The organism is Mucilaginibacter sp., assembly GCF_025362475.1.
Classification (GTDB): domain Bacteria; phylum Bacteroidota; class Bacteroidia; order Sphingobacteriales; family Sphingobacteriaceae; genus Mucilaginibacter.
Window position 1 is genome coordinate 82,951 of sequence record NZ_JANYGH010000020.1, and the last position, 13,312, is coordinate 96,262.

At 41.3% G+C, this 13,312-nt stretch carries 9 protein-coding genes; 3 read left to right on the top strand and 6 right to left on the bottom strand.

The features are described 5' to 3' along the window. The first annotated feature begins 65 nt into the window (after positions 1-65). The 3 genes from Q0R88_RS07860 (at position 66) to Q0R88_RS07870 (ending at position 7,678) form a co-directional block, all read left to right on the top strand. Entirely contained in the window at positions 66-2,342 is a 2,277-nt protein-coding gene (locus Q0R88_RS07860; RefSeq protein WP_295714688.1) for a GH92 family glycosyl hydrolase, read from the top strand. Positions 2,343-2,942: 600 nt separating this feature from the next. Further along, positions 2,943-6,182, top strand: a complete 3,240-nt coding sequence (locus tag Q0R88_RS07865; protein WP_295714691.1) for a SusC/RagA family TonB-linked outer membrane protein — start codon at positions 2,943-2,945, stop codon at positions 6,180-6,182. 11 nt (positions 6,183-6,193) lie between these two features. Beyond that, positions 6,194-7,678, top strand: a complete 1,485-nt coding sequence (locus Q0R88_RS07870; protein WP_295714694.1) for a SusD/RagB family nutrient-binding outer membrane lipoprotein — start codon at positions 6,194-6,196, stop codon at positions 7,676-7,678. A gap of 80 nt (positions 7,679-7,758) precedes the next feature. Here the strand turns inward: Q0R88_RS07870 and trpC are convergent, their stop codons facing one another. From trpC to Q0R88_RS07900, 6 genes are all read right to left on the bottom strand, one after another. Continuing rightward, entirely contained in the window at positions 7,759-8,541 is a 783-nt protein-coding gene (trpC, locus tag Q0R88_RS07875) for an indole-3-glycerol phosphate synthase TrpC (protein WP_295714697.1), read from the bottom strand. A gap of 334 nt (positions 8,542-8,875) precedes the next feature. After that, positions 8,876-9,448, bottom strand: coding sequence for an aminodeoxychorismate/anthranilate synthase component II (locus Q0R88_RS07880; protein ID WP_295714701.1), 573 nt, complete (start codon positions 9,446-9,448; stop codon positions 8,876-8,878). A gap of 77 nt (positions 9,449-9,525) precedes the next feature. Beyond that, complete coding sequence (locus tag Q0R88_RS07885) at positions 9,526-10,935, bottom strand: anthranilate synthase component I family protein (RefSeq protein WP_295714703.1); 1,410 nt, start codon at positions 10,933-10,935, stop codon at positions 9,526-9,528. Positions 10,936-11,169: 234 nt separating this feature from the next. Continuing rightward, positions 11,170-11,598: a cytochrome B gene (locus Q0R88_RS07890; protein WP_295714706.1), complete on the bottom strand. Its 429-nt coding sequence runs from the start codon at positions 11,596-11,598 to the stop codon at positions 11,170-11,172. 71 nt (positions 11,599-11,669) lie between these two features. Further along, positions 11,670-12,458 (bottom strand): hypothetical protein, encoded by a 789-nt coding sequence (locus Q0R88_RS07895; protein ID WP_295714708.1) that lies wholly within the window; start codon positions 12,456-12,458, stop codon positions 11,670-11,672. Positions 12,459-12,601: 143 nt separating this feature from the next. Then, positions 12,602-13,225 (bottom strand): thiamine phosphate synthase, encoded by a 624-nt coding sequence (locus Q0R88_RS07900; RefSeq protein WP_295714709.1) that lies wholly within the window; start codon positions 13,223-13,225, stop codon positions 12,602-12,604. Positions 13,226-13,312: the final 87 nt, after the last annotated feature.

Below are 13,312 nucleotides of genomic sequence, written 5' to 3' on the forward strand. Positions count from 1 at the left end.
GTTGCCCCGAAAGGGTAATCAACGCCCGATAGTTTCATCGCCCTTTAAAAAACAATTTTTTATCAATGAAAAAACTATTCCTCCTGGCGTTTGCCTTTTTACCGGTAGCAGTTTTGGCGCAAGAAAAAATAGCGTCGCCGGTTGATCTGATTAACCCGCTTATGGGTACGGCTTCCAAGCCTTCACTCTCCAATGGTAATACTTACCCGGCAATTGCATTGCCCTGGGGTATGAATTTCTGGACACCGCAAACCGGTAAAATGGGCGATGGCTGGCAATATACCTATGATGCCGATAAGATACTGGGCTTTAAACAAACCCACCAGCCTTCACCATGGATGAATGATTATGGCATGTTCTCCATCTTCCCGGAAACAGGTAAGTTAAAATTGAACGAAAAAGAACGCGCAAGCTGGTTTTCGCACAAGGCCGAAATTGTGAAACCATATTACTACAGTGTTTACCTTGCTGATTATGATGTAACCACCGAGATTACGCCGACAGAGCGGGCAGCCAGTTTCAGGTTCACTTTTCCAAAAAGCGATAGTTCACATATTGTAATAGATGCTTTTGATAAGGGATCATATGTGAAGATTATTCCGGGGGAGCAAAAGATAGTGGGTTATAGCACCAAAAACAGTGGCGCTGTACCTGCCAATTTTAAAAACTACTTTGTTATTTATGTAGATAAGCCTTTCGCGCTGGCTTCGGCATGGCATGATTGGAAAAAGGATAATGGCTCATTAGAGTATACCGGCGACCATGCAGGCGCTGTTATCACCCTTAAAACAGCTAAAGGCGAGCAAGTGCACCTAAAGGTAGCATCCTCATTTGTAAGCATCGAACAGGCAGAAATTAACCTGAAACGCGAGCTGGCCAATGATGGTTTTGCGGTTACCGAGCAAAAAGCAAAAGATACCTGGAATAAAACATTAAGCAGGTTAAATGTAGAAGGCGGAACTATTGATCAAACTAAAACATTTTACTCCAGCTTATACCGCATGCTTTTCTTCCCCAACAAAATGTATGAGGTAAATGAAAAAGGCGAGAATATACATTACAGTCCTTTTAATGGCAAAGTAATGCCGGGTTACCTGTTTGCCGGTACAGGCTTTTGGGATACCTTCAGGGCGTTGTATCCTTTCCTTAACCTGGTTTACCCGTCTATCAACAAAGAAATGCAGGAAGGCCTGATCAATGATTACAAAGAAGGCGGATGGCTGCCGGAGTGGTCAAGCCCGGGTTATGCTGATTGTATGATCGGTAACAACTCTGCATCGGTAGTATCTGAAGCCTATCTTAAAGGCATGCGTGGATATGATATCGAAACTTTGTACCAGGCCCTTAAGCATGGCGCCAATAATGAAGGCCCTAATGCTACCGGCCGTCGTGGAGTGCAATATTATAACACATTGGGTTATGTGCCTTACAACGTAAAAATAAATGAAAATGCTGCCCGTACCCTGGAGTATGCTTATGATGATTTTGCTATTTACCAGTTAGGAAAAGCCCTGGGCAAACCGAAATCAGAAATTGAGGTATACAAAAAACGCAGCCAAAACTACCGCAATATTTTTGATCCGGAAACCAAGTTGATGCGCGGTAAAAACCAGGATGGTACATTTGAAACCCCGTTCAATCCGTTTAAATGGGGCGATGCGTTTACCGAAGGCAATAGCTGGCACTACAGCTGGGGTGTATTTCATGATATACAGGGCTTAATAAACCTGATGGGGGGCAAGCAGCAGTTTGTTGCCAAATTAGATTCGGTGTTTACTATGCCACCTACATTTGATGATAGCTATTATGGCGGCGTGATTCATGAGATCCGCGAGATGCAGATAGCCAACATGGGCCAGTACGCACACGGTAACCAGCCTATACAGCACATGATATACCTTTATAACCATGCAGGCCAGCCATGGAAAACCCAGTATTGGGCACGCGAAACCATGAACAAACTGTACAAAGCTACTCCCGACGGTTATTGCGGCGATGAGGATAATGGCCAAACATCGGCCTGGTATATCTTCTCGGCAATGGGCTTTTACCCGGTTACACCGGCCAGTGATCAATATGTATTGGGAGCGCCATTGTTTAAAAAGGTAACCATCAATTTAGAGAATGGTAAAACCATCACCATTAATGCTTCAAATAACAGTGCTGATAACAAGTATGTGAATAGCCTGAGCATTGATGGTAAGCCATATACCAACAACTGGGTAAGCCATAAGGCTTTATTAAACGGTGCTGAGTTGAATTTTGATATGATTGCGACACCAAATAAGGTGCGTGGTACAAAGGATGCAGATGTGCCTTATTCCATGAGCAACGAAAAATAGTTGCCTGTATTATTATTTACTAATTGCCAGGGGCTTGTTTAATAACAAGCCCCTTTTTTATTGCCTGTTATTTATTAGTTTTTTTTGGTTTGTAACATTTTAGTTGCTTTTAGAGAAATATGTATTAAATAATAACATTTAATTTAATACATACTTAACGATAACCTGTTTTTTGTTTCAGTTTTAATTATTTTTTATCCGGGTAAAATATCAGGCGGATGCATTGGATGCATTAATTGAGACATCTTTTTGCAAAAAGTATTTTTGAAGTAAAACTTTTTGATATTTATAATTCGTTTATTCTTAGTTAATTGAATTTTTTTTTCATAAATTAGTATAAAAATAAGCGGGGAAAATGCCTCGCGCATTTTCCCCGCCCTAATTAACTTTTAACTGTCTTATTATTAACTAAATGTTTTTTAGTTACGGAATTAGAACGTGCAAAAGAACAAAATATTTTATTATCGCAGCCTAAAAATATTCCCTGTGGTTAATAATATTTATGTAAAGGAAACGTTACACTTATTAATTGATTTTATTATAAATCTCCTGTAGGTTTATTTCTTCTAAGTTTTAACCAATAACTAATCTATATTATTCATGAAAAAAAGTCTACTCACGACTTTGTGCATTTTGTTGCTTGCTATATCACAGCTATATGCACAAAACCATACCGTAACTGGCAAGGTTACGGCCAAAGAAGATGGTTTGCCAATACCCGGAGTAACGGTGAAAATTCAGGGAACTAATACGGGTGTTCAAACCAGTGCCGATGGAAAGTATTCCTTATCGGTAACCCCAGGTGCAGTTTTATCATTCAGCTTTATCGGCTACGTTACCCAATTAATACCGGCAAACGGCACTACGCTAAATGTGGTATTGATTCCTACAAGTCAGCAACTTGGTGAAGTGGTGGTAACCGGTGCGCTGGGTATTACCAGGACGCGTAACCAGCAATCATACGCGGCTCAGCAGGTAACCGGTGAAGAGGTCAGCAAAACACGCTCATCAAACTTTGTTAACGGTTTATCTGGTAAAGTTGCAGGTTTGGAAATACGCCAGAACAACGCGCTTGGTGCATCAACCAATGTTATTTTACGGGGGGTGAAATCCATTACCGGGAATAACCAGGCACTTTTTGTTATTGATGGTGTACCGGTTAATAACAGCAACAATAACAGTGCTTCTCAGCAGGCTGGTGATGGTGGTTATGATTATGGTAGCCCATCGTCGGATATTAACCCGGATGATATTGAAGCTGTTACTGTTTTGAAAGGTGCAGCGGCAAGCGCGCTGTATGGTTCACGGGGCAGCAACGGCGTTATTTTAATAACTACTAAAAAAGGCAAAAAAGGCTTAGGTATAACAGTTAACAGCAGCGTTAGTGTTGGTTCTGTAGATAAATCAACCTTTGCAAAATATCAGCACAGTTATGGTGCAGGTTACGGTAACTATTATAATGACCCAACGGGTTACTTCTTTTATGGAGACGTAAACGGTGATGGAAAACCGGATTTGGTTACCCCAACAACAGAAGATGCCTCATACGGTGCTAAATTTGATCCAAAGCTGATGGTTTATCAGTGGGATGCTTTTGATAAAACATCACCTAACTTTGGTAAAGCTACTCCATGGGTAGCGGCAAAAAATGACCCTACTTCATTCTTTGTTCACCCGGTTTCAAATAACCAAAGCATCCTGATCACCAACGGAGGCGACCAGGGAACATTTAAATTAGGCTATACCAGGAATATTGAAAATGGCATCATCCCTAACAGCAGCATTAAAAAGAACCAGGTAGACTTAGGAGCGACCTACAACGTTACGCCTAAATTAACAGTTGGTGGCGCCGTTAACTTCTATAATATTAATGGACTTGGCCGGCCGGGTACTGGTTATGATGGTGCCGCCGCCAGGAACGTAATGACCAACCTAAGGCAATGGTGGGAAGTAAACAACGATGTACAGGCTTTGAAGGCTGCCTATGAAAGAACAGGAAAAAACGTTACCTGGAACTACGCAGATCCATTAAATGGCAATTTAACCCCCATATTTTGGGATAACCCCTATTATGTACGTTACCAAAACTTTGAAAGCGATACCCGTAACAGGTATATTGGAAATGTTAACGCGGTTTATAAGCCAGTTAGCTGGTTAACTATTACCGGCCGGGTTTCGTTAGATTCTTATACAGAGTTAGATGAAGAGCGTAAAAATGTAAGTAGTGTGGGTGTACCATATTACTCAAGAACCAACAGGTCATTTACCGAAACCAATTATGATTTGTTAGCTAATATTGATAAAAACATTTCAAAATCTTTCAACCTGAAAGCGTTATTAGGAACAAATATCAGGAAGGAAAATACCCAGAATATTTTTGCTACAACTAATGGTGGATTATTTGTTCCGGGAGTATACTCTATATCCAACTCCCTGAATGCTCCAAACGCGCCCACAGAATATAAAGGACTTAGAGAGGTTGATGGTATTTTTGCAGGGGCAACACTTACTTACAACAATTTAATTACCCTGGATGCAACCATCAGAAGAGATAAGTCATCAACATTGCCAGAGGCCAATAACACTTATTATTATCCTTCGGTAGCGGGTGGTTTCATTTTCTCTGAATTGTTAAAAGATTACAAATGGTTATCATACGGTAAAATAAGGGCCAACTACGCGCAGGTAGGTGCAGATGCACCTGTTTATAGTGTAAACGACACCTATACTGTTCTTCCTCCATTTGGTTCAATTCCGCAGGCCATAGTAAAAACAACCAAAAACAACCCGAATTTAAAACCTGAACGTACCAGGAGTGCTGAGGTTGGTTTGGAATTATCATTCTTTAACAGCCGTTTAGGGTTTGACGGTAGCTACTATCATACATCAACCTTTGATGAAATATTGCCGGTTAACGTATCAACCGCAACGGGTTATTCATTTAACTACTTAAACGCGGGAACGGTAGTAAATAAAGGTATCGAGTTATCTTTAAATGGCACTCCGTTCCGTACAAATGATTTCAGTTGGAAAATGACCGTTAACTTTACCAAGAATATAAGTAAGGTTACTGAGCTGTTTAAAGATGATCAGGGCCAGGAAGCTAAAAACCTCGAGCTGAACAGTTTCCAGGGGGGTGTATCTATAAATGCCAGCTTAAACCAACCTTTTGGTATGATACGCGGTACCGATTTTATATATGACAAAAGCGGGCAAAAGGTAGTTGGCGCCAACGGGCAGTATCTGCAAAGCGGCCCTAACGCAAATATCGGCAATTCAAATCCTAAATGGGCAGGCGGTATTAACAACAGCTTTACCTATAAAGGGTTTAACCTAAGTTTCTTAATTGATATTCGTAAAGGTGGTTCTGTATTTTCAACAGATATGTATTATGGTTTAGCTACCGGGCTATATCCTGAAACAGTTTATACCAATGATTTAGGCAACCCGGTACGTAATACACTTGCTAACGGTGGTGGCTTTATCAGGCCTGGTGTAACTGAAGCCGGTCAGCCAAACACTGTACGTGTAAGTGCAAGTAACTATGGCGCTTTTGGTTATGCACGTTTACCAGACAAGGCGTTTGTGTATGATGCAGGTTACATCAAATTAAGAGAGGCCCTTATCGGATACTCTTTACCTCAAAAAACGGTATCAAGCCTGGGCCCTATCAAAGAAGTAACCTTTCAGTTGATTGGACGAAACCTTTGGATAATACATAAAAATTTACCTTATGCAGATCCTGAAGAAGGCTTAACATCTGGAAACCTGCAAGGTTACCAGGTAGGCGCCTATCCAACCACACGTACACTATCACTGAATTTGAAACTACGTTTTTAAGGAAAAGAATTATGAAAAAATATATAGGTTTATTTTTACTGACGTCGATACTATTCTCGGCCTGTAAAAAGGATATTGCGAGTCTGAACAACGACCCAAAAAATCCGGTACTTGTTCCTTCTTATGCATTGTTTACAAATGCCGAAAGAACATTAGCCAGCACGATGACATCATCAAATGTTAACCTAAACATATTTCGTTTAGTTGAGCAGCAGTGGCAGGAAACTACATATACAGATGAAAGTAATTACGATATTACTACCCGCCCTATTCCTGATAATTTATGGAATGCCATGTACAGGGACGTACTTTATAATTTAGAGCGGGCAAAAACGCTGATTCCAACGGATGTAACTGGTGTTGATGTACAAAAAAATGAATTAGCTACTGCTGATATTTTGCAGGTATACACTTATTATTACCTCTTAACTACTTTTGGTAATATTCCTTATACCGATGCCTTGGATATTAAAAAAACTTTCCCAAGGTTTGACGATGCCCAAACTGTTTATAACAGCTTGCTAACCCGTTTAGATGCGGATATTGCCGCATTAAAAACCGGGGCTTCCGGATTTGGCGCTGCCGACGTAATATACGGTGGTGACATTACTGCCTGGAAGAAATTTGCAGCTACACTTAAACTTAAAATGGGTATCACTATGGTTGATGTGGATAACGCGAAAGCCAAATCCGTTATTGAATCCGCAATTGCCACTGGTGTATTTACTTCAAATTCCGATAACGCTAAATTTACATTCGTAGCAAGCCCGCCAAACACCAACCCTATATGGGTTGACCTTGTACAGAGCGCAAGGCAGGATTTTGTTGGCAACAGCACAATAATGGACCTATTGCAGCCTCTTAATCCCAATGGGACACCTAAATATCCTGCTGATCCAAGGCTTCCATACTTCTTTACAGTTAACACAGATGGTCAGTACGCCGGTGCCAATCCTGGTGAAAGTGCCACATTTAGCTTATTCTCAAAACCATCAGGTCCATTGTTGGTAAAAGGCTCTATTGGCTCAATTACCAATCCTGATTTTCCGGCTACATTATTGGATTATGCAGAAACTGAATTTAACCTTGCGGAAGCGGCATCAAGAGGTTATGCAGTTGCTGGTACTGTTGCCGGTCATTACAACGCCGGTGTTACTGCTTCAGTAACCGACTGGGGTGCAACAGCTGGTGCGGCGGCAACTTACCTGTTGCAGCCAAATGTTGCTTTTGCTACTGCAGCAGGCAGTAATAATTTGCAAAAAATTGCTGTTCAAAAATACCTTGCTTTATATAACCGCGGTTGGGATGCATGGATAGAAACCCGGAGGTTGGATTATCCTGTACTCTTAGCCCCCGAAACTGCGCAGACTGCTTTTCCTGTTCGTTTTACCTATCCTGTTAATGAACAAAATGTGAACCAGGTTAATTATGATAAAGCGGCTGCTGCCATTGGTGGCGATAAAGTAACTACCAAATTATTCTTTGATAAGCATTAATTAATATAATCGCTCAAACAAAAAAGAGGGAGTTGCCGGTGGCAATTCCCTCTTTTTGTTTGATGTGTTATAAGTGATCTTTACAACTGCGCTACAAAATCGCGCATGGCTTGTCCCGGATCTTCCTGCTTCATAAAAGTTTCGCCAATTAAAAAGCCGTTATAACCTTCCAGCTTAAGGTGCCTTATGGTTTCAGGATCACTGATGGCGCTTTCTGATATTTTCATGAACTCGGCAGGGATGTGTTTGGCCAGTTGGTAGGATGTTTCTACAGAAACGGAAAAGTCGGCCAGGTTGCGGTTGTTTACACCAATAGCATCTAATTTGGGGTGGATGCTGCGTTCCAGCTCTTCCAGGTTATGTACCTCTAATAAAACATTCAGGCCGATGCTTTTAGCCAGCGTGGCCAGTTTATCAATTTCGGCAGGAGTAAGTATAGCGGCTATCAGCAGAATAATATCGGCACCTAATGATTTGGCTTCTATTACCTGGTATTCATCAATCATGAAATCCTTACGTAAAACCGGGATGCTGTTTACTGACCGGGCTCTCTTGAGGTCGGCTTTGCGGCCCATAAAAAAATCACGGTCGGTTAAAACAGAGAGCGCTGAGGCGCCCGCTGCTGCATAATCAGTTGTCACCTTACTAACCCTTACCTTATCATTTATAATGCCCTTTGAAGGCGATTTACGCTTAAATTCGGCAATTATACCGGTACGTGCAGGGTCAAGCAAAAACTCTTTGAACGAATAAGTTTCCCTATGGAAATATTCAGATTCTTCCAGTTCAACATATGAAGCGCGCTTTTTAGCATGCGCTACTTCCCTTTTTTTATTGGCAACTATTTTATCAAGTATCGTCATGTATCAGAAATCTTAAAAACTATGTCATTGCGAGCGAAGCCCGGCAATCGCGAACTTTACAGCGTGGATATATCCACTTCGCGACTGCTTCGTTGGTCCTTTTCTCAATGGCATATTCGTAAAAAAAGCCCCTTTTGTCATCCTGAGGAACGAAGGATCTACTCTCCACCATGTGTATTCGCCCTGTACAGTCTACGAATAGATCCTTCACTGCGTTCAGGATGACAAACCTTTAAAAATGTTATCTCTCCATCACCGTTTCGCGAAATTTTTCCCCTCGCGATAACGGGTTTGTTAATGTCATTGTTAACACAAAGTTATCATTATCCGTCAATTACCGGGTTAACCAGTTCTGCATTATTTCTTTTCCGTACTCGGTTAATATTGATTCCGGATGAAATTGGACCCCTCTTACATCATATTCCCGGTGAGATAATGCCATGATGGAATTATCGGCCTCGTCAATTGCCGTAACCTTTAATGCATCGGGCAAACCATCGCTGCTTACTACCCATGAATGGTAACGGCCAACCTTAAAAGTATCGGGTAAGCCCTGAAATAATTCTTCCTGGCCATCAATAACTTTTATCGGTGTTGCAATGCCATGCATCGGCTGACTAAGATTGTACAGGCTGCCACCAAAAACTTCGGCTATAGCCTGCTGGCCCAAACAAACACCAAAAATGCTCTTTGTAGGCGCGTATTTTTTGATCACATCCAACAGTAGTCCCGCCTCTGAAGGTATACCAGGGCCCGGCGACAGAATTATCTTGTCATAAGCACCCACATCTTCAATGGCAAATTTATCATTCCTCCAAACTTCGCATTGCAGGCCAAGTTCGTTAACCAAATGCACCAGGTTGTAGGTGAAGGAATCGTAATTGTCTATAATTAATATCTTGTTCATCGTAAAATTCTAAATCCTAATTTTTAAATTCTAAAACGAAGCCGGGCTTTACCCGCACCCCGCACCCTGCTCCCCGCCTACAGCTCCTCGGCCAGTTCAACAGCCCGTCTTAAGGCTGCTATCTTATTATCAACTTCTTTTAACTCGCTTTCGGCTATGGAGCCGGCTACAATGCCTGCCCCGGCCTGGTAATGCAGAGTATTGTTTTTACTCAGGAATGAGCGGATCATGATGGCATGGTTAAATTCGCCATTGAAACCCATATAGCCTATGGCACCGCTATAAAAACTACGTTTCGCTTTTTCGTTCTCATCAATAAGTTCCATGGCCCGGTATTTTGGGGCACCACTCAGTGTACCTGCCGGGTAAGTATCGGCAACTATTTTAAAGGATGATACACCCGGTAAAAGCTTGCCGCTTACATGCGATACCAAATGGATAAGGTGCGAATAGTATTGTACTTCTTTAAAAGCTTTAACCTCTACCTTTTCGCAATGCCTGCTCAGGTCATTACGGGCCAAATCTACCAGCATTACATGCTCGGCAGATTCCTTGGGGTCGTTCTCCAGGTTGCGGGCTATCTCGGCATCTTTTTCATCGTCGCCGCTGCGCTTAAAGGTTCCGGCTATAGGGAATATACTGGCCACATTGTTTTTTATGGTAATCTGCGCCTCGGGTGATGATCCAAAGATCCTGAAATCGCCGAAATCAAAATAGAACAAATAAGGCGATGGGTTAATGGAGCGCAAGGCCCGGTAAACGTTAAATTCATCACCCTGGAAAGTGCGTGAAAAAGCTCTTGATGGTACTATCTGGAAAACATCGCCCCTGAAAATATGCTGCTTCATTTTTTCAACAATGGCGATAAACTCCTCGTTGGTAAGGTTTGATTGCTCGGCGGCGCTGCTTTTAAAGCTGTATTCAGGGAAGTTTTTATTTTTGATCAGATATTCCAGTTTCTCGATACCGCCGTTTGTTGGTCCGCCTTCGGCCTGGTTATGGAAAATATACAGCTCGTTCTTGAAATGATCAACGGCTATAATGTAGCGGTAAATATGATATTGCATCACCGGTATCTGCCGGCTTACATCATCGCTTTGCTTTAGTTTAATGGTCTCGAAATGTTCAACAGCTTCGTGTGTAAAATAACCAAACAAACCATTTGAAATTATTTTGAGCGGATTAACATCAGTTTCAAAACTGTCAATAAATTGATTAAGCTGATCTATCAACTCAAATGTGCCCGCCTCATGGCTCTCCTGGCTACCATCAGGGTACTGCTTTTTAAGGATGCCATTATTGAGCACCAGGCCGGCAATGGGTTCGCAGCAAATGTAACTTAAACTGTTTTCGCGGCTGTGGTAATCAGAGCTTTCCAGCAACAGCGAATTAGGGAATACATCGCGCAGGCGCAGGTAAATGCTTACCGGGGTGGTGGTATCGGCAAGCAGCTTTTTATGGGTGGTGGTTATTTTAAATTTGCTCATGTTATGTTTTCAAAAAATATATAATAAAAAAACCCGGCGAATTGGGGTCGCCGGGTTTCCTACTTAGGTTTACAATTGATTAGATTTATCTCTGACCAAAAACGTATCCGGCTGCCAAATTTAATTGGTGCCACCAGCTGTTTTTATGTGAGTTTTTAATCATCGAGGTCACAAATTTATAAAGAAAAATGAATTATCAAATTTTTTTAGAAACTATTTATTTGCTAAATCCTATTAGCTACGTGGAATAAGTATAATACTCACCAAAATAATTAACAAAGCGATAAAATATAAGATAGCAATAATCTTATGCTTGCCTTCGGCAGTAGCTGCTTTTTTAGATTTGCTGTGGCCAATGGTGATTAAAACGATAGCTATTATCATCATAACCCAATGTTCAACAGTAAAATAACGGCTCACCGGATTTTTCATCGTATCACTGGTGAACTGCACAAGCGGACTAACAAAATAAAGTACAATGCCAATAAGCAATTGTGTGTGTGCCGATATCAGCGCAAATAAATTGAGCTTGCGAATGCCATTGGTGTAAGGCTTTTGACCTATCCAGCCAATTAATGCGCCAATAATGGCTGCCAATATTAATGCCAGTACAATATACCTGAAACCGGAATGAAGATGTTGTAAAAAGCTATAAGCTGTCATGCTATGGAAATTTTTTTGTGAATATACAATAAAAGCAAAACAGCTAAAACAGGTACAGCGGATTTGACTAATTACTGACCCGTTTCATTTTTTCGGGGCTTACATGTGCCGGCTATTAAAAATGCTATACCACTAAAACCCAGGGCTTCAAAAACGCTGGTCCACTCATTGCCGTCGCCGCTATGCGGATCAGCGATGGCACGTGGTATATGGAGCAGGATAAGCCATAAAAAGAGGGCTATGCCTAATAAAGTAGCGGCTAACTTTACTTTTTTCCCGAGTACGATAGCCGCGCCTGCTGCTATAAGGGCAACGCCGGCAAAGTATGTCCAAAATAAATGAAAGGGGATCCATGCTGGTACAAGCGTTGCTACAAATGTGGGATAAACAAAATGCATGATGCCAAAAACAATCATGGTGGTTGCAAAAAGGTAAGGGCCTGTAGGTCTTAGTTTTTCGGTTACCACATCAATGCCGCTTATTTTATGGGTGGGGAGTGATGTAGCCATAATAAAAGTGCCCCCGCAAAGGGCTAGCATTTTAAAAGCATCGGTCCAACCACCAAGGTTATTTAAGTTGTGTTTGATGTTATAGGGAATATGAAAAAGTATTAGCATCAGTAATAAAGATGCTCCCAAATAATCGGCCACTACATGGGCATTGATACCCGCTATGATAGCTATGGATATTAAAATAAGTAAGATGCTCGCAACGCACATGCAAAAAGTGCTTTGCCCAATAAACGCTGGCTCTGGTGGCATGATCACCGGCCTGAAACCGGTGTAAATAAATTGTTGTACGGCAATTGCAATGAGCGAAAAGGCAAAGAATGCCCGCCACACTTTATTATAGGTTTCCATAAGATTTGGAATGAGGTTTATAGAGATTTTATAATGCAATTTACAAAATTCGTAGCCTAAATTTATCTTACAGGTAAAAATATTAGCAAATAAGGTGCTGCATTGCCCTATTTATTTTGTTTGGCGAACAAAATTGAATTTTATTAAAAAATGCTTCTATAAAATTCTTTCACCATGGCAGCAGGATTGAGTGAAAGATTAATAGCTGATGAAACGGCTATACCATAAATGCCGGTTTTAAGCAGTTGCTCCACATCTGTTAATTGTATCCCGCCTACGGCAATTACAGGGATATCAACAGGTTGTTTTTCAAGCAGGCGATAGCCTTCATAACCCAATAATGGGAAATCATTGAGCTTGGTATCTGTATGTGCAAACGGCCCATATCCACAATAATCAACTACTCCCAGGTTTTGTATTTTTAGCAGATCAACCGCGTTTGTAGCCGATGTACCCAACGTTTTATCTTCACCTATTACCTTACGAATAGTTACCAGATCGGCATCAAAATCTTCTATGTGTACGCCCTGGGCATCAACCCTGTCAAGCAGATCATAATGGTTGGTGATAATGAGTGTGGCGCCCCAATCATCGCAAATAACAGCCAGGTCATTTATTTCATCTATCAGCTCGTCATCAGATTTTGTCATGCAACGGTATTGTATCCAATTGGCTCCAGCGGCGCAAGCTATCTCTACCTGCTCTGTATGGCTGCGGTTTGCCATGTCTTGTGTTAGATAATGAAATTTGGAAATGTATTTTTTCATTTTCGATGTGGTGTAGATGTATTTGCCTTGTTGCTGTGAGTTGAAAACTAAAAAAGAGACGCAAATATGCGCCTCTATGTTTTATGT

Excerpts from the sequence above, each read along its gene's own strand:
- Q0R88_RS07860 (WP_295714688.1), top strand. The coding sequence starts at position 66 with ATGAAAAAACTATTCCTCCTGGCGTTTGCCTTTTTACCGGTAGCAGTT.
- Q0R88_RS07865 (WP_295714691.1), top strand. The coding sequence starts at position 2,943 with ATGAAAAAAAGTCTACTCACGACTTTGTGCATTTTGTTGCTTGCTATA.
- Q0R88_RS07870 (WP_295714694.1), top strand. The coding sequence starts at position 6,194 with ATGAAAAAATATATAGGTTTATTTTTACTGACGTCGATACTATTCTCG.
- trpC (WP_295714697.1), bottom strand. The coding sequence starts at position 8,541 with ATGACGATACTTGATAAAATAGTTGCCAATAAAAAAAGGGAAGTAGCG.
- Q0R88_RS07880 (WP_295714701.1), bottom strand. The coding sequence starts at position 9,448 with ATGAACAAGATATTAATTATAGACAATTACGATTCCTTCACCTACAAC.
- Q0R88_RS07885 (WP_295714703.1), bottom strand. The coding sequence starts at position 10,935 with ATGAGCAAATTTAAAATAACCACCACCCATAAAAAGCTGCTTGCCGAT.
- Q0R88_RS07890 (WP_295714706.1), bottom strand. The coding sequence starts at position 11,598 with ATGACAGCTTATAGCTTTTTACAACATCTTCATTCCGGTTTCAGGTAT.
- Q0R88_RS07895 (WP_295714708.1), bottom strand. The coding sequence starts at position 12,458 with ATGGAAACCTATAATAAAGTGTGGCGGGCATTCTTTGCCTTTTCGCTC.
- Q0R88_RS07900 (WP_295714709.1), bottom strand. The coding sequence starts at position 13,225 with ATGAAAAAATACATTTCCAAATTTCATTATCTAACACAAGACATGGCA.